At 66.4% G+C, this 17,190-nt stretch carries 15 protein-coding genes; 6 read left to right on the top strand and 9 right to left on the bottom strand.

All coding sequences use genetic code 11. The features are described from left to right. Positions 1 to 33 precede the first annotated feature (33 nt). Both GYB81_RS16100 and GYB81_RS16105 read left to right on the top strand, forming a co-directional pair. The gene (locus GYB81_RS16100) at positions 34 to 2,349 is read left to right on the top strand and encodes an FdhF/YdeP family oxidoreductase (RefSeq protein WP_161865981.1); all 2,316 of its coding nucleotides are present in this window, start codon (positions 34 to 36) and stop codon (positions 2,347 to 2,349) included. A gap of 73 nt (positions 2,350 to 2,422) precedes the next feature. Beyond that, positions 2,423 to 2,980: an NADPH-dependent FMN reductase gene (locus GYB81_RS16105; protein WP_161865982.1), complete on the top strand. Its 558-nt coding sequence runs from the start codon at positions 2,423 to 2,425 to the stop codon at positions 2,978 to 2,980. A gap of 62 nt (positions 2,981 to 3,042) precedes the next feature. Here the strand turns inward: GYB81_RS16105 and GYB81_RS16110 are convergent, their stop codons facing one another. From GYB81_RS16110 to GYB81_RS16120, 3 genes are read right to left on the bottom strand one after another with little or no spacing between them, the layout of a single operon-like run. Then, positions 3,043 to 3,747: a type 1 glutamine amidotransferase family protein gene (locus GYB81_RS16110; RefSeq protein WP_161865983.1), complete on the bottom strand. Its 705-nt coding sequence runs from the start codon at positions 3,745 to 3,747 to the stop codon at positions 3,043 to 3,045. Beyond that, complete coding sequence (locus GYB81_RS16115) at positions 3,747 to 4,889, bottom strand: aspartate aminotransferase family protein (protein WP_161865984.1); 1,143 nt, start codon at positions 4,887 to 4,889, stop codon at positions 3,747 to 3,749. The genes GYB81_RS16110 and GYB81_RS16115 overlap by 1 nt, the downstream gene beginning before the upstream one ends. Continuing rightward, a complete protein-coding gene (locus GYB81_RS16120; RefSeq protein WP_161865985.1) occupies positions 4,882 to 5,601 on the bottom strand; it encodes an MOSC domain-containing protein in 720 nt (239 codons plus the stop codon). The genes GYB81_RS16115 and GYB81_RS16120 overlap by 8 nt, the downstream gene beginning before the upstream one ends. A 102-nt stretch (positions 5,602 to 5,703) precedes the next feature. Here GYB81_RS16120 and GYB81_RS16125 point away from each other — a divergent pair, with 102 nt between their 5' ends. From GYB81_RS16125 to GYB81_RS16140, 4 genes are all read left to right on the top strand, one after another. Beyond that, positions 5,704 to 6,591 carry a LysR family transcriptional regulator gene (locus tag GYB81_RS16125; RefSeq protein WP_161865986.1) on the top strand — a complete coding sequence of 296 codons (888 nt, stop codon included), beginning with the start codon at positions 5,704 to 5,706 and terminating at the stop codon, positions 6,589 to 6,591. Between the two features lie 84 nt (positions 6,592 to 6,675). Beyond that, positions 6,676 to 7,257: a TetR/AcrR family transcriptional regulator gene (locus GYB81_RS16130; RefSeq protein WP_161865987.1), complete on the top strand. Its 582-nt coding sequence runs from the start codon at positions 6,676 to 6,678 to the stop codon at positions 7,255 to 7,257. Next, on the top strand, positions 7,254 to 8,132 hold the full coding sequence (locus GYB81_RS16135) for an alpha/beta hydrolase family protein (RefSeq protein WP_161865988.1): 879 nt from the start codon (positions 7,254 to 7,256) through the stop codon (positions 8,130 to 8,132). The genes GYB81_RS16130 and GYB81_RS16135 overlap by 4 nt, the downstream gene beginning before the upstream one ends. Before the next feature lie 402 nt (positions 8,133 to 8,534). Next, the gene (locus GYB81_RS16140) at positions 8,535 to 9,197 is read left to right on the top strand and encodes an endonuclease (protein WP_161865989.1); all 663 of its coding nucleotides are present in this window, start codon (positions 8,535 to 8,537) and stop codon (positions 9,195 to 9,197) included. Positions 9,198 to 9,280: 83 nt separating this feature from the next. Here the strand turns inward: GYB81_RS16140 and hutC are convergent, their stop codons facing one another. From hutC to hutI, 6 genes are all read right to left on the bottom strand, one after another. Next, positions 9,281 to 9,994, bottom strand: coding sequence for a histidine utilization transcriptional repressor HutC (gene hutC, locus GYB81_RS16145; protein ID WP_161865990.1), 714 nt, complete (start codon positions 9,992 to 9,994; stop codon positions 9,281 to 9,283). Positions 9,995 to 10,221: 227 nt separating this feature from the next. Beyond that, positions 10,222 to 11,757, bottom strand: a complete 1,536-nt coding sequence (gene hutH, locus GYB81_RS16150; RefSeq protein WP_161865991.1) for a histidine ammonia-lyase — start codon at positions 11,755 to 11,757, stop codon at positions 10,222 to 10,224. 116 nt (positions 11,758 to 11,873) lie between these two features. After that, the gene (gene hutU, locus GYB81_RS16155; protein ID WP_161865992.1) at positions 11,874 to 13,535 is read right to left on the bottom strand and encodes a urocanate hydratase; all 1,662 of its coding nucleotides are present in this window, start codon (positions 13,533 to 13,535) and stop codon (positions 11,874 to 11,876) included. Between the two features lie 39 nt (positions 13,536 to 13,574). Continuing rightward, on the bottom strand, positions 13,575 to 14,900 hold the full coding sequence (locus GYB81_RS16160; RefSeq protein WP_161865993.1) for a YjiH family protein: 1,326 nt from the start codon (positions 14,898 to 14,900) through the stop codon (positions 13,575 to 13,577). Positions 14,901 to 14,991: 91 nt separating this feature from the next. Next, entirely contained in the window at positions 14,992 to 15,927 is a 936-nt protein-coding gene (gene hutG, locus GYB81_RS16165) for a formimidoylglutamase (RefSeq protein ID WP_161865994.1), read from the bottom strand. Continuing rightward, entirely contained in the window at positions 15,917 to 17,134 is a 1,218-nt protein-coding gene (hutI, locus tag GYB81_RS16170) for an imidazolonepropionase (RefSeq protein ID WP_161865995.1), read from the bottom strand. Before hutI ends, hutG begins: the two co-directional genes overlap by 11 nt. Between the last annotated feature and the right edge of the window lie 56 nt (positions 17,135 to 17,190).

The following is a 17,190-nucleotide window of genomic DNA, read 5'->3' on the forward strand; positions in this document are numbered from 1 at the left end:
TAACTGCAAGACGACGAGCCAGGGAGACGGAGCATGAAACCCCGATTCAAACCCTATCGTGGACCTTCCGGCGGCTGGGGTTCGGCCAATGCCGTGGGCACCATCCTGCTGCGCGAACGGGCGCCGCTGACCGGCGCCATGGCGCTGCTCAAGCAGAACCGCCCGATCAACGGCTTCGCCTGCGTCAGTTGCGCCTGGGCCAAGCCGCACCCGTCCAAACCGTTGGCCTTTTGCGAGAACGGCGCCAAGGCCACGGCCTGGGAAACCACCAGCCTGCGCTGCACGCCCGAATTCTTCGCCGCCCACAGCCTGAGCGAGCTGCGCAACTGGAGCGACTATCAGCTGGAGCAGCAGGGCCGGCTCACCGAACCGATGCGCTGGGATGCAGCCACTGATCGCTACCTGCCAGTCAGCTGGGACGAGGCCATCGCCGAGATCGGCGCCGAACTCAAGGCGTTGGAAAACCCCGACCAGGCCGTGTTCTACGCCTCAGGCCGCGCCTCGCTGGAGGCCTCCTACCTGTGGCAGCTGCTGGCCCGCGCCTACGGCACCAACAACCTGCCGGACAGCTCCAACATGTGTCACGAGAGCACATCGGTGGCCTTGCCGGAAAGCATCGGCGTGCCGGTCGGCACCGTCACTCTGGAGGATTTCGGCAAGACCGACGGCCTGCTGATCTTCGGCCACAACACCAGCAGCAACAGCCCGCGCATGCTGCATGACCTGGACGCTGCCCGCCAGCGCGGCGCCCCCATTCTCACCTTCAATCCGCTGCGCGAACGCGGCCTGGAGCGTTTCACCAATCCGCAGTCGCCAAAGCAGATGCTCACGGGTGAGTCGGAAGTGGTCAGCACCCACTATCACCAGCTCACCATCGGCGGCGATGCCGCGGCCATTGCCGGCATCTGCAAGGCGCTGCTGACCATGGACGACGCGGCGCGCGAGAACGGCCAGGATCGTGTGCTGGACATCGCCTTCATCGAGCAGCACACCCAGGGCTTCGAGAGCTTCGAGCAGACCATTCGCGGCTACGCCTGGGAGATGCTGGAGCGCCGCAGCGGCCTGACCCGTGGCGCGATGGAGGGCGCCGCCAGGGTCTATGCCGGTTGCCAGCGGGTCATCGCCATCTACGGCATGGGGCTGACCCAGCATCGTCATGGAGTGACCAGCATCCAGATGCTGGTCAACCTGCTGCTGATGCGCGGCAATCTGGGCAAGGAAGGCGCGGGCATCTGCCCGGTGCGCGGCCATTCCAACGTGCAGGGCCAGCGCACCGTGGGCATCACCGAGAAGGTCGCCCAGGTGCCGGTCGACCGCCTGTACCAGCAGTTCGGCTTCAACGTGCCGGAGCGTGACGGCGCCACCACGGTGGACGCCTGTGAGGGCGTGCTCAACGGCACGATCCAGGCATTCCTCTCCCTGGGCGGCAACTTCGTTCGTGCCACCCCGGACAGCCAGCGCATGGAGCCGGCCTGGAGCAAACTGCGCCTGACCGTGCAGATCGTCACCAAGCTCAACCGCAGCGCCCTGGTGCACGGCGAGAAAGCCTACATCCTGCCCTGTCTGGGGCGTACCGAGATTGATATTCAGGCCGGCGGCCCGCAGTACCACACCACCGAGGACAGCACCGCCTGCATCCGTGCCTGGCAGGGCGTGGTCAAGCCGGCCGGCGAGCAGCTGCGTTCGGAACCGGCGATCATCGCCGCCCTGGCCAAGGCCACGCTGCCGGCCAACCCGCGCATGGACTGGGATGCCTGGGTGGCCGACTACGGGCTGATCCGCGAGGCCATCGCCACCAGCTATCCGGAGATCTTCCACGACTTCAACACGCGCATGCTCGAACCGGGCGGCTTCCATCGTCCCCTGCCGGCTACCTGGCGCGAATGGAACACCGAAAGCGGCAAGGCCAACTTCACCCGGCCGTACACCCTGGAGCTCAACGACGACGTCGAACAGAACCCGGAGCGCCGTGACGTGCTCAACCTGATGACGATCCGCAGCAACGATCAGTTCAACACCACGGTGTATGGCTACGATGACCGTTTCCGCGGCGTGCACGGCACCCGCTCGGTACTGTTCATGCACCGCAACGACATGGCCCGCCTGGGGCTGAACGAAGGCGATCAGGTGCAGGCAAGCACCGCCGTGGACGATGGCGTACAGCGCTCGGTCGGACCGCTGCGCGTCACCCCGCACGACATTCCCGAAGGCTGCTGCGCGGCCTATTACCCCGAGTGCAACGTGCTGGTGCCGCTCTGGCACCATGAGAAGAAGGCCAAGGTGCCGGCGGCCAAGTCCATCCCGATCACCTTGCGGCCCTTCATCGCCACGGCACGCGCATTGGAATGAGACAAGACGGGACCCGAGTCCTCTGACCGGTCTATAGTTGCTGCCTGTTTATTCATTCGCCAGAGGAACAACCATGAGCAAGACCTACAACGTCGCCGTACTGGTCGGCAGCCTGCGCAAGGCCTCTATCAACCGCAAGCTGGCGTTGGCGCTGGCCGACCTGGCGCCCGCTTCGCTGAACTTGGAGATCCTCGAGATCGGCGACCTGCCGCTGTACAACGAAGACGCCGATGGCGATAGCGCTCCGGCGTCCTACGCGCCCTTTCGCAGCAAGCTCAAGGCCGCCGATGCCGTGCTGTTCATCACCCCGGAATACAACCGCTCGATCCCCGGCGCGATGAAGAACGCCATCGACGTCGGCTCGCGCCCGTACGGCCAGAGCGGCTTCAGCGGCAAGCCGGGAGCAGTGCTCAGCGCCTCGCCAGGTGCCATCGGCGGCTTCGGCGCCAACCATCACCTGCGCCAGTGCCTGGTGTTCCTCGATGTGTATGTGCTGCAGCAGCCGGAGGCCTACCTCGGCGGTGCCGGCAACTTCTTCGACGAGAACGGCGTGCTCAGCGACGGCATCAAGCCGTTCCTGCAGAAGTTCATCGACGCTTACGCCGACTGGGTGGCCAAGCACGCTGGCTGAAGCCGCAGAAAAAACGCCCCGTCGGTAGACCGGGGCGTGCGACAGACTCGCAAAAAGGGTGTTCAGGTCATATGGGCGTGGGCACCCGAGAGGTAATCGAGCAGACGGAACAGGGTGGCGTTGGCTGATGCCGCATGTGGCGCGCCGTCACGAATGCTCGCGCGATCCTGCATCTCGCCCCTTAGAGCGAGATCGGCCGAGGCCTGCTGCAGGCGCTCATCGAGACTCTCGGCATCGCTTTCCAGCTGGCAGAGCAAACCGATGGCGCGTTCCTGCCAGACGAAGCCCTGCAAGGCCGCAGCCGTAGAGCCGTACAAGGCGATCGCGCCCTGCGGCAGGCTGCAGCTTTCACGCTGCCAGTGCAGCGCCAGCAGACGCTGCGGCAGCATGCGGCCAAGCGGCGACTGGCGTGATTGCGGGTCCTTTTCCAGTTGCCACCAGCCGATTCGCGCAGCCTGCGGGCCACTCGCGATACGTGCGCCCAGGGCTTCGGCCAGAAGCAAGGCGCCGAGCCCGCTGCCGAACACCCGCTTGCGCGCCATCAGAGACTGGTGGATCAGGCACTTCTCTGCGCCCATCCAGCCGTGCTGGCGTTCGTCATGTACGCTCAGCGAGCCGTCGAGCAACAGCAGCAGCTCGAAATCCTCCAGGCTCGGCAAGGGCTCACCGGCGAACAACCGGTGCCAGCTGACCTGGTGCTCGCCAAGCCACTGTCGCATTGCCGCAGGGCCTACATCCGCGCCGTGCTGAATCACCGCAATGCGCATCAGGCCACCTCCTCGCAGAGTTGCTCGACCCGCTGCAATGCTCGGCCCAGGCGACGCAGCATCTCCTCGACGTTGCCATGGCTCACCGTCAGGGCCGGCGACAGGCACAGGCAGTCATTACGTGCGACGCCAAGCAACAACCCCTGCTCACGCGCGGCACGCTGCACCACAGGCGCCGACAGCCCGATCAGGGGCAAGCCAAGCAACAGGCCGTGGCCGCGCAGCGAGCCATGGCCATGCCGTCGCGACAATCGCGCCAGGCCCTCGCGCACATGCTCGCTGACGTCGCGCACCTGGCTGAAGAAACTGCCTTCGAGCACGGCGCCAAGCACCGCAACACCGGCAACCGTCAGCAACGCCTCGGCCGGGCAGGCGGGCAGCAAGGCCGCAGACGCCTCGGCGATCCGCCCACGCGCCAGCACGGCGGCCAGGGGCAGGCCGCCGCCGAGCGCGCCGCCAAGGGTCAACAGGTCGGCGCGCACGCCGTACAGCTCCTCGGCCAGCAGCGCGCCACAACGTCCCATACCGCTGCCAGTCTCATCGAGGATCAATACGGCGCCCTGCTCGCGGCAGAGCCGCTGCGCACCTTGCAGGTATTCCAGAGTTGCCGGTACCACGCCGGCAGCTCGTTGCACCGGCTCGAGCAATACGGCGGCGCAACGCAGATCGACCACGGCGGCCAGGGCCTCGAGATCGTTGAACGGCACCCGCACTACCCGCTTCGCCACCGGATGAAGCGGCAAGGCGAGGTGGCTGCCATCGAGCAACACCAGGGTGTCGGCCGCGGGCTTCTGTTCTGCCGCTGCCTGCAGCGCCAAGTGCACGGCCAGCGCGTTGGCCTGCGCGGGGTCGCTGCAGAACGCTGCCTGCTCGCTACCGGTGGCCTGGCATAGGCGTGAAGCCAGTTTGAGCTGTCCCCGGCTGCACTGCTCGCGCCCTGGGCTGATCAACTGCTCGGCCTGACGACGCAAGGCATCCAGCAGCAGGGTCGGGCTATGGCCCAGGCTGTTGCCTCCCTGTCCCTGATCGAAATCGAGATAGGCGCGGCCGTCGGCGTCCCACAGCCAGGAGCCCTGCCCGCGCACGAACAGAGGAGCGGCGTGCTCGCCCATCAGTTGCAGCCTTGCCATGCCATCACGCATAACGACGCTCCGCCTCGGCGACCGCGCCCGCCAGAGGCAGGCCGAGCAGACGCGCCGACCAGTTTTCCAGACGGCCGCTGCGCAAACGTTGCGCGGCGATTTCACGCCAGCGTGCCGATAGCGCCGGGCACAACTGCAACTGCTGCAGGCCGGCTCGCTCCATGGGCGAGTGATAGAAATGCTGCAGGGCCCGCGCCACGCTCAGGCTGGGATAGCGGCGCTGAACCAGCTCGAATGGCAGCTCGGCACTGACGAAACCCGGCTTGAGTACGCGATAGAACCAGCCGCAGCGACCACTGTCCTGAACCGCCTGGGCCAGTTCCGGGTGTAGCCCCTCACGGTTGAGGCGATAGCAGGGCGAGCGCGGCTGGCTGACCTGCAGCAGCACGTCGCCCCACCGAAACACATCGCCGATGCACACCTGTGCCTCGGTCAGCCCCTGGCTGGAGAGATTCTCGCCGAAGCTGGGCCGTGACCAGTCCAGCTGCGGGTAAAGCGCCTGCCAGTGCTCATAGTGTTCCGCCGGATAGTGGTGCAGGGCACGCTCGGGACCACCGTGGAAGCGCGCATCGCCCTGCTCGTCCTGGCCGAGGCCCTGCGGCCACAGCCACAGGCGGTGATCGACCCGCTGCTTGCGCCGCGCGACACTAAGCCCACCACCAATTTCTTCGGCTTTACCTATGAATACGCCTTGAATCTCGACCTGCTTCACCGACCGCTCCGGCCTTATCGGCTGTTGATGATGCCGCTAGACTAGGGAGCTTCGGGCTATTTTGACATTTCGTTTTCCCTGCTTGATTCATAACGGAAACTTATGGATTTTCGTCAGCTCCGCTATTTCGTCGCGCTCTATGAGGAGGGCCATGTCGGCCGTGCCGCCGAGCGCCTGAACATTTCCCAACCGGCACTGTCGCAACAGATCCGCCAGCTGGAAGGCGATCTGGATGTCGGCCTGTTCCAGCGCAGCGGCAGGCGTCTGCTGCCCACACTGGCCGCACACACGCTGTACAACCACGCCGTACCGTTGCTCGATGGCATGGAGCGCGCACGCGAGGCGCTGCGCAGCTTCCGCGGGCCAGGGCCACGCAGCCTGTCCATCGGTGTGCTGCAGACGGTCAACGCCAGCCTGGTGCCGCTACTGCTGGAACGCTTGCAGCAGGCGCAGCCGCAGCTGGTGGTCAAGCTCTACGAACTCTCGGGCGTGGACATCGAGCGGCGCCTGCTCAGCGGTGGCCTGGACATTGGCATCGGCTTCCTGCCGCCGCGTCAGCCGGGCTTGCATAGCCTGGCGCTGTACGAGGACGAATTACAGCTGGTGGTGCCGGAGAACCATCCCCTGCGCGATTTCCGCAAGGTGTCCCTGAGCCAGGCAGCGGACCTGCCGATGTTGCTGCTCGGCGAGGAGTTTCGCATCCGCCAGATCTGGCAAGAGCAGCTTGCCCTGCTCGGCCGGAGGCCGCAGGTGCAGGCGGAGCTGAACCATATGAACGGCATTCTCGACAGCCTGCCGCACACCACCCTGGCCAGCGTGCTGCCCGGGCGCGCCAGGCAGATGCATGCCCATCATGGCCTGCTCTGGAAGCCCCTGAGCGAGCCACGCATCCCGCTGCAGGTCGGCCTGGTGTATCGCGACGCACAGCGCCAGCAGGCGATGATCGATCTGTTGCGCAGCGCGCTCGACGGCGCCTGGGAAACACCCTGAAGCAGGCCACAATTGCCGATATGGCCTGATCAGCGGCCTGAATGACACTGGCCACTAGACCGACCGGTCTAGATAATCCAGGACATGACCAAGACCACTCGCGACAAACTGATCGACGCCATGATCGATGCCCTGCAGCGCAAGGGCCTGCACGGCGTCGGCCTGAACGAACTGCTGGCTACCGCCGAAGCGCCCAAGGGCAGCCTTTACCACCACTTCCCCGGTGGCAAGACCGAGCTCGCCGTGGCGGCCATCGAACGCGTCGGCCAGCGCGCCGAGCAGGCTTTCGCCACGCTCTTCGCGCAGCAGCCCGACCCGCTCGATGCACTGAGCACCTGGCTGCAGAGCGCGCTCGGCCAACTGCAGAACAGCGCGTTCGAACGCGGTTGCCCACTGGCCGCCATCGCCCTGGAAAGCACCCCGGACGATCAGCAGATTCGCGCGGCCCTGGCCAACGCCTTCGTGGTCATTCGCCAGGCGCTGCAGCAGCAGTTGCAACGCCATGGTTATCCACAGCCACAGGGCCTGGCTGCCCTGTTCGTCGCGCTCTACGAAGGTGGCCTGCTGCAGGCGCGCGTCGCCGGCAGCAGCGAACCGCTGAAACAGGCCGTGACCACCCTGCTCCACTTCATCCGCCAGCATCGCACGGAGTCCCTGTCGCCATGACCACGCCCATTCGCCGCGAAACCCAGCCCCTGCTGGCCCTTGACGACTATCCGCTGGCCGCCACGCGCTATCACGCCGAGCGTCCCCAGGCACAGTTGCTCATCGCCGGCGCCACCGGCGTGCCGCAGGGCTTCTACCGGCGCTTCGCCGAACACGCTGCCAGCCGGGGCTTCAATACCCTGACCCTGGACTACCGCGGTATCGGCCAATCCAGGCCGGACAGCCTGCGTGGTTTCGAGATGGAGTATCTGGACTGGGCACACCTCGACCTGGCCGCGGCGGTGGATCAGCACTGGCATGCCGAGCGTCCGCTGTTCATGATCGGTCATTCCTTCGGCGGCCACGCCTTCGGCCTGCTGCCCAACCATGCTCAGGTCGCCGGCTTCTACACCTTCGGCACGGGCGCCGGCTGGCATGGCTGGATGCCGAAGAGCGAACAACTGCGCGTGCTGGCCATGTGGCGGCTGGTCGGCCCGCTGATCACGCGCTACAAGGGCTATCTGGCGTGGAGCAAGCTGGGCATGGGCGAAGATCTGCCGCTGGGCGTCTACCGTCAGTGGAAGCGCTGGTGCCGCTTTCCCCGCTACTTCTTCGACGATCCGCGGATGCCGGGGCTGGCCGAGCGTTTCGCTCAGGTGCGCACGCCCATCGTGGCCCTCAATACGCTGGACGATCTGTGGGCACCGCCCGCCTCACGCGATGCCTTCATGGCTGCCTACGTCAACGCGCCCTATCAGGCGCGCACGCTCGACTCACAGGCCGAAGGTCTGGGCACTATCGGTCATATGGGTTACTTCCGCCCTGCGGCGCAGCGGCTATGGGACGAGACCCTGGACTGGTTCGAGCGCTTGCGTATCGAACAGCGAGCTGCGTGAAAGCAGGAGGCGGTAGAAAACCACCGGGCAGAAAAAAGAAAACCCCGCGCTTGCGGGGTCTTGCAGACTGTTGTCCTGACATCCTTGATCTGCTCACCGTCCTGGTGGCTGTCCAGCGTGTCCCTGTTTGTCTAGGCGCTTCCTGCGCTGAATCCATGTGCGGCAGAGTACGCCCGTGCCTGATGGCCCGACAGTGGCGATAATCGGGACATCTTGTAAGCCATGGCTTACAAAAATTGCTCGCTAGCGCTCGCGAGCCGATTCCGGCTGGCACTTGCCCTGAGCCATCCCAAGTTGGGTCGAGGCATCTGTCGATGTTTTTTGTGACGCACGTCTTGCTAGACTCCATCTTGTCCTACAAAAACAACAGACCCCGTCAACGGCGGTCACTGGGGCTTGAGTATGCGCGCAGTCACTCTGCTTCTCGGTTGCCTGGCAACCTCCTGCATGAGCACCTTTTCCCTGGCCAGCGGCCAGACCCAACTGGGTGACGTCAAGCAGGCCATCGAACAGGCGTTCTGGCAGAACCTCTATGGCAACGGAGGCAGCACGCTGTATTGCGCTCAGACCTTCGCCCGCGAAAGCAGCACATTGACCGCCAGCCCGATCTACAGCAGCAAACAGCTCAAGAGCGCGATGCGCTGCGTCACCGATCGCCAGTGCACCATCATGAATCCGCGCTACCCCTATATAGTCGCCGACCTGCACAACTACTACCCGGCGCTGACCCGCGTGGAGTTGGTGCGGCGTAACGCCCAGTTCGCCGACCTGGCCGACGATGTGCCGAGCAAGTTTGCCGATATCGGCTGCGACCTGAAGGCCAGCTATCAGCTGGTGGAGCCGCGTGACGAAGCCAAGGGCAATATCGCCCGGGCGATCTTCTACATGCATGTCGAGTACGGCCTGCCGATCGTCGGCCTGGTGCCGATGTACAAGGCCTGGCACCGCCTGGACCCGCCCGATGCGGAAGAAAAGGCGCGCAACGACAGGATCGAAGTGCTGCAAGGCACGCGTAATCGCTTTATCGACGATCCGTCGCTGGTGGATCAGCTGATCAGCGACTGATTTCGGTCACTGTGGGAGGGCTTTAGCCGCGACGAAACCACTGCGGATCGCCGGCAAGCCGGCCCCTACGGTTTGTGCAAGGCCTAGGCTCTGCGCTTGTGCAGCGAGCGCAGCTTGTAGCGATCGCCGGGGTGGATCAGCCGCGCGTAGCTGATCAGGTGATCGTCCGACCAGGTACGGCGGATCACGCTCAGGCAGGGCATGGCCGGGTCGATCTGCAGCAGCTCGGCGGTACGCGCATCCACCAGCACCGCTTCGACCACATGCTCGACATCCGAGATCGGGCAACTGGCGACCAGCACCTCGTTGGGCGTCACCTGGGTGAAGTCGCTCTGCAGGTAGTGCGGCACCCAGCGCGGGTTGACGAAGCGATCCTCGAGCTGGATCGGCAGGCCGTCCTGCAGGTGCACGAGGATGCTGTGAAACACCTCGCCGCCCAAGCGCAGGCCAAGGCGCAGGGCCACCTCGTCATCGGCGGCGATGGCTTCGCAGCGCACCACAGCGTTGCTGTAGGCATGACCGCGACCGCGCACTTCGCTGGCAATGTTCATCACCTCATGCAGCGGCGACTCGGCCTTGCGGTCGGTGACGAAGGTACCGAGCCCGGCCTGACGCACCAGATAGCCCTTCTGCACCAGATTCTGGATCGCCTTGTTGGCGGTCATGCGGCTGACGCCGAAATCGCGCGCCAGTTGCTCCTCGGGCGGAATCTGATGATTGACCGGATAGGCACCGCCGTGAATGCGCTCGAGAAGAAAATCCTCGATGACCTTGTAGCGCGGGGTGGGACTGGTCACGGCTGCTCCTTGGGTATGCCCGGTGCGCGGATGATACATCAGCCATACGAGTGATCTCGCAGGAGCCCCGCCTCGGGGCGAAAGCGGTCGCAACCACTCAGCAAAACCTGCGGCATAACCACCATTCGCCGCGGGGCGCGACTCCTACATGAAGACCGTGGCCCGGATGAAATCCGGGGCCTCATATCAAAGCCCCGGATTGCATCCGGGCTACGCTACCGCCGTTCTCAGCCTACCGACGGCAGCATGCCGGCCGGCAGCAGCGGCGTCAGCACACGCTCGGCCAGCAGTTCGTCGGCGGCGGCGATGTCCGGGGCGAAGAAGCGGTCCTCGACGTAGTACGGCACCTTGGCGCGCAGCGTCTGGCGCGCCTGCTCCAGCGCCGGCGTGCTCTTCAGGCCTTCACGGAAATCCAGGCCCTGGCAGGCGCCCAGCCATTCCACGGCGAGGATGCCGCGAGTGTTGGCGGCCATTTCCCACAGTCGCTTGCCGGCGCCCGGCGCCATGGACACGTGGTCTTCCTGGTTGGCCGAAGTGGGCAGGCTGTCGACGCTGTGCGGGTGGGACAGCGCCTTGTTGTCGCTGGCCAAGGCTGCCGCCGTCACCTGGGCGATCATGAAGCCGGAGTTGACCCCGCCATTGGCCACCAGGAACGGCGGCAGCTGCGACATGTGCTTGTCCATCATCAGCGAGATGCGCCGTTCGGACAGCGAGCCGATCTCGGCGATGGCCAGGGCGATATTGTCGGCGGCCATTGCCACCGGCTCGGCGTGGAAGTTGCCACCGGAAATCACCTCGCCTTCAGCGGCGAACACCAGCGGGTTGTCGGATACCGCATTGGCCTCGACGCCGAGCACCTCGGCAGCCTGACGCAGCTGGGTCAGGCAGGCGCCCATGACCTGCGGCTGGCAGCGCAGCGAGTACGGGTCCTGCACCTTGTCGCAGGCCGCGTGGGAACGGCCGATCTCGCTGCTGTCAGCCAGCAGGTGACGGAAGGCGGCTGCCGCGTCGATCTGCCCGCGCTGACCACGGGCGGCATGGATGCGTGCATCGAAGGGCGAGCGCGAACCCAGCAGCGCCTCGACGCTGAGCGCGCCGCAGACGCTGGCGGCGGCGTACAGGTCCTCGGCCTCGAACAGCCCGCGCAGGGCGTAGGCGGCGGACACCTGAGTGCCGTTGAGCAGGGCCAGGCCCTCCTTGGCGGCCAGGGTCATCGGCTCCAGACCGGCGATGGCCAGCGCCTCGGTGGCCGGCAGCCATTCACCCTTGTAGCGCGCCTGGCTTTCGCCGAGCAGCACCAGCGACATATGCGCCAGCGGCGCCAGGTCGCCGGAGGCGCCGACCGAGCCTTTCAGCGGGATATGCGGGTAGACCTCGGCGTTGACCAGGGCGATCAGCGCGTCGATCACCTTGCGGCGGATGCCGGAGAAGCCGCGCGCCAGGCTGTTGATCTTGAGCAGCATGATCAGGCGCACCATGGCATCGCTCAGCGGCTCGCCGATGCCGGCGGCGTGCGACAGCACCAGGGAGCGCTGCAGCTTTTCCAGATCGGCATTGGCGATGCGGGTCGAGGCCAGCAGACCGAAACCGGTGTTGATGCCGTAGGCGGTGCGGCCCTCGGCGATGATCTGGTTGACGCAGGCGACGCTGGCGTCGATGGCCTGATGGGCGCTGGCGTCCAGGGTCAGGTGCACGGGAGCCTGGTAGGCGGCGCGCAGGTCGGCCAGGGTCAGCTGGCCGGGTTTCAGGTTCAGGGTGTTCATGTTCTGTTCTTCCACGGGTGAGATCGCGCCTGGCGAAGCAGAGCCGAATAATGGCTGAAGTCGCGGTACGTGCGGTGATTGATGCGCCGGCCCATCGGGCCGGCGGCGAACGTGTCTTAACCGATCATCGGCAGGTTCAGACCTTGCTCCTTGGCGCAGTCGATGGCGATCTGGTAACCGGCATCGGCATGACGCATCACGCCGGTGCCCGGGTCGTTGGTCAGCACGCGGGCGATGCGCGCGGCGGCTTCGTCGGTGCCATCGCAGACGATGACCATACCCGAATGCTGGGAGAAACCCATGCCCACGCCACCACCGTGGTGCAGCGACACCCAGGTCGCGCCGCTGGCGGTATTGAGCAGGGCGTTGAGCAGCGGCCAGTCGGACACGGCATCGGAGCCGTCCCGCATCGCCTCGGTCTCACGGTTGGGGCTGGAGACCGAGCCGCTGTCCAGGTGGTCGCGGCCGATTACGATGGGCGCGCTCAGCTCACCCGAACGCACCATTTCGTTAAACGCCAGGCCGAGCTTGGCGCGAAGCCCTAAGCCGACCCAGCAGATACGCGCCGGCAGGCCCTGGAAGCTGATGCGCTCGCGGGCCATGTCCAGCCAGCGGTGCAGGTGGGCGTCGTCGGGGATCAGTTCCTTGACCTTGGCGTCGGTCTTGTAGATGTCCTCGGGGTTGCCGGACAGCGCCGCCCAGCGGAACGGGCCGATGCCGCGGCAGAACAGCGGGCGGATATAGGCCGGGACGAAGCCGGGGAAGTCGAAGGCATTGGCCACGCCTTCCTCTTTCGCCATCTGGCGGATGTTGTTGCCGTAGTCGAAGGTCGGCACGCCCATCTTCTGGAAGTCGAGCATGGCCTGCACATGCACGGCCATGGACTGCTTGGCGGCCTTGACCACGCCAGCCGGATCGGTGGCTGCGCGATCCTTGTATTCGGCCCAGGTCCAGCCGATCGGCAGGTAGCCGTTGAGCGGGTCGTGGGCGCTGGTCTGGTCGGTGACCATGTCCGGGCGCACGCCACGCTTGACCAGTTCCGGCAGGATCTCGGCGGCGTTGCCCAGCAGGGCGATGGAGATCGCCTTGCCTTCAGCGGTGTACTTGGCGATGCGCGCCAGGGCGTCGTCCAGATCGCTGGCCTGCTCGTCGACGTAACGGCTGCGCAGGCGGAAGTCGATGCTGCTCTGCTGGCATTCGATGTTCAGCGAGCAGGCGCCGGCCAGGGTGGCGGCCAGCGGCTGGGCGCCGCCCATGCCGCCCAGGCCGGCGGTCAGCACCCAGCGGCCCTTGAGGTCACCGCCGTAGTGCTGGCGACCGGCTTCGACGAAGGTCTCGTAGGTGCCCTGGACGATGCCCTGGCTGCCGATGTAGATCCAGCTGCCGGCGGTCATCTGGCCGTACATGGCCAGGCCCTTGGCGTCCAGCTCGTTGAAGTGCTCCCAGCTCGCCCAGTGCGGCACCAGGTTGGAGTTGGCGATCAGCACGCGCGGCGCGTTGGCGTGGGTCTTGAACACGCCGACCGGCTTGCCGGACTGCACCAGCAGGGTCTCGTCGTCGTTCAGCTCCTTGAGGGTCTCGACGATCTTGTCGTAGCACTCCCAATTGCGCGCGGCGCGGCCGATGCCGCCGTACACCACCAGTTCCTTGGGGTTTTCGGCCACGTCCGGGTCGAGGTTGTTCATCAGCATGCGCAGCGGCGCTTCGGTCAGCCAGCTCTTGGCGGTGAGCGTGTTGCCGCGCGGGGCGCGGATTTCGGTGTCGCGGAACTTGGTCATGTTGCGGGCTCCTACGGAGAACGAGTTAAGGGTGGGCGGTCAGAGCCAGCCCAGAAATTGCGCGAGATAGGCCAGGGGGATGGCCAGCAGCAGGCTGAGCAGGGTGCGCTGCAGCCAGATCAGCAGCAGGTGGCCCAGGCTCAGGGGAATCCGCGTGGCCAGCACGCAGGGAATCGAGGCGGAGAGAAACAGCACGCTGCTGACCGAGACGATGGCGGTGACGAACTTCACCAGCACGTCGGCGTCCTTGAGCAGCATGGCCGGCAGGAACATCTCGGCCAGGCCCGAAGACAGGGCGCGGGCCACCTGCATCGGCTCATCCAGGCCGAACAGCCAGGTCAGCGGATAGAGCAGCAGGCCGAGGGCATCGAACAGCGGGGTGTATTGAGCCGCGAGCAGACCGAGCAGGCCGACGGCGAGGATGCTCGGCAGGATCGCCGCGGTCATGCGCAGGCCATCGAGGAAGGTCTCGCGCAGCGCCATCGGCAGCGAAGGCGCCATGCTGGCCTGCTGAAGGCCGGCACGCCAGGCGCTGGCCAGTCGGCTTTCGCCGCTTTGCAGCGGCGCTTCCGGGATGGATTCGGACGGCAGCCGCGACAGCGGATAGATGCGCGCGCTGATCGCGGTGACGCTGAAGGTCACCGCCATGGCGCTCCAGAAATACAGGTTCCACTGCCCCATCAGGCCCAGGGTCTTGGCGATGATCACCATGAACGGCGCCGACACGGTGGAGAAACCGGTGGCGATGATCGCCGCCTCGCGCAGGCTGTAGTGGCCCTGGCGGTACATGCGGTCGGTGATCAGCAGGCCCACCGAGTAGCTGCCGACGAAGGAGGCCACGGCATCGATGGCCGACTTGCCCGGCGTGCGCCAGATCGGCCGCATCACCGGCTGCATCAGCACGCCGATCAGCTCCAGCAGGCCGAAGCCGATCAGAAACACCAGGGCCAGCGAGCCCAGCGGCACGATCAGCGCCAGGCTGAGTACCAGCTTGTCGAACAGAAACGGCAGCATGCCCGGCTGATACAGTGCCTGCGGGCCGAGCTGCAGCAGGTAGGCGACACCGACCAGCAGGCCGAACACCTTGAGCACGCTGAACACGCCGTGGGTGCGACTGCGTCGCCAGCTGCCGTCAAGCCAGGGGGCAACGGCGCCGTAGAGCATGAACAGCAGCGCCAGGCCGATCACCAGAGGTCGCGCATGCAGCTGCAGGGCGCTGGCAGCGTGGTCGAGGAGGATGGTCGAACGCCCGCCGATCTCGAACGGCACGAAGAACAGCAGCAGGCCGATCAGGCTGTACCCCAGCAGACGGGCCAGCGCACGCGGGCGCGACACGCCGGCGCTCAGCGGCAGGGACTCAGACATGGCGCGGCTCCTGGCCGCGGCGGCGGGCGGTGGTGAACATCGTAGTTTCCTCGTAGTTGTTGTTGTGCGGGAAAGCGTCGGGCTTGCGTGCTCATAGACTGAGCAGATGAATCAGCCGCGCCGCCACCTTGGCGGTGCGGTTGTCGATGTCGTAGTCGGGGTTGATCTCGGCCAGGTCGGCCAGGCGCAGCTTGCCGCTGGCCTTGAGCCGTTCGATCAGCGGCTCGAGCAGCTCCAGGCGCACGCCGCGCGCGGCCGGCGCGCTGACGCCGGGCGCCTCGCAGGCCGGCAGCACGTCGATGTCGATGGTCAGGTAGAGCGCGTCGCAACCGGCGGCGAAGGCGTCCAGCTCGGCGCCGATGGCTTCCAGGGTGGCCTCGCGGATTTCACGGTCTTCGCGCACCAGCACGTTCAGCTCGGCGGCGCGAGAAAACAGCGCGCGGGTGTTGCTGGCGCGACTGACGCCCAGGCAGGCGTAGCGAAACGGCCAGCCGCGCGCGGCGCACTGCTCGGCGATCTGGGCGAAGGGCGTGCCGGAGGAATGCACATGGGACGGGTCGCGCAGGTCGAAATGGGCGTCGAAGTTGACGATGCCGATCTTGGGAGCCGGGTTGCCGGACAGGTGCTCGGCCAGACCGGACCAGCTGCCGAAGGCCACCTCGTGGCCGCCGCCGATCACCAGCGGCAGGTGGCCGGCGTCCAGCAGCGCGCAGACGTTGCGACCGAGGCGGGCCTGGGCCGCTTCCAGGTCACCGTCTTCGCAGGTCACGTCACCGGCGTCATAGGCCGGCGCCTGGCGATGCCAGGCGAGATTGGCCAGCGCCTTGCGCACGCTTTGCGGCGCGCCAGCGGCGCCGACACGGCCATGGTTGCGGCGCACACCCTCGTCGCAAGCGAAGCCGAGCAGGGCCAGGCCCGGCTCGCTGGCTTCGCTGAGCGCGCGGATGCGCTGGTGCCAGCGTGCGCTGTCGGCTTCGGGATCGGTGCGGCCGGTCCAGGCGCTCATGCAATGACGGTCAGCGTGCATAAACCACTTCTCCCTTGAAAACGCGCTGGCGCAGGCGCCCGGCCTGCACCGCATAGGCCAGTTCGGCCGGCTGCTGGATATCCCACAGGCACAGATCGGCAGGCGCGCCGACGGCGATGCGGCCGAGTTCGGGCAGACCGAGGGCACGGGCGCCGTGGGCGGTCATGCCGGCCAGGGCTTCGCGCGGGGTGAGGCGAAACAGGGTGCAGGCCAGGTTGGCCATCAGCGTGGGCATGCAGATCGGCGAGGTGCCGGGGTTGGCGTCGCTGGCCACGGCCATCGGCACACCGTACTGGCGCAGCAGCTCGATAGGCGGCAGCTGGGTTTCGCGCAGCACATGGAAGGCGCCGGGCAGCAGCACGGCGACCGTGCCGGCTTCGACCAAGGCGCGCACGCCGGCTTCATCCAGGTATTCGATATGGTCGGCGGACAGCGCACCGTAACGCGCGGCCAGGGCGCTGCCGCCCAGATTGGACAGCTGCTCGGCATGCGCCTTGATCGCCAGACCATTGGCCCTGGCCGCCTGATAGATGCGCTCGCACTGCGCAGGCGAGAAGCCGATGCCTTCGCAGAACACGTCCACCGCATCGGCCAGGCCTTCGGCGGCCGCCGCCGGAATCATCTCGTCGCAGACCAGGCTCACGTAGTCATCGGCGCGGCCAGCGTATTCCGGCGGCAGCGCGTGGGCGCCGAGCAGGGTGGTGAGCACCCGTACCGGGCGCAGTTGGCCAAGGCGGCGAGCCACGCGCAGCATCTTCAGCTCGCTTTCGACGGTCAGGCCGTAACCGGACTTCATCTCCACCGTGGTCACGCCATCGGCCAGCAGCGCATCGAGGCGCGGCAGGCTGGCGGCGATCAGCTCGTCTTCGCTGGCCGCACGAGTCGCGCGCACGCTGCTGAGGATGCCGCCGCCGGCGCGGGCGATTTCTTCGTAGCTCGCCCCTTCCAGGCGCTGCTCGAACTCGCCGGCACGGTTGCCGGCGTAGACCAGATGGGTGTGGCAATCGACCAGGCCGGGAGTCAGCACCCCGCCGCGGCCGGCGCAGGCGGCGCCCTGGGCCTGCGCCTCGTTGAACTCGCGCGCCGGCCACAGACCGACGATGCGGCCGTCCTCGACCAGCACGTTCATTGCCTCGTCCAGCTGCGCCAGGCCGTCAAAGACCTGCACATCGCGCCATAGCTGCTTCGAAGATGATTGCGTGGGCATGGGATTCCCCTTGCTTGTTTTGTATATACAATATGAGCGCATCGACCGAGCGTCAA

Source organism: Pseudomonas yangonensis, assembly GCF_009932725.1.
GTDB classification, from domain to species: domain Bacteria; phylum Pseudomonadota; class Gammaproteobacteria; order Pseudomonadales; family Pseudomonadaceae; genus Aquipseudomonas; species Aquipseudomonas yangonensis.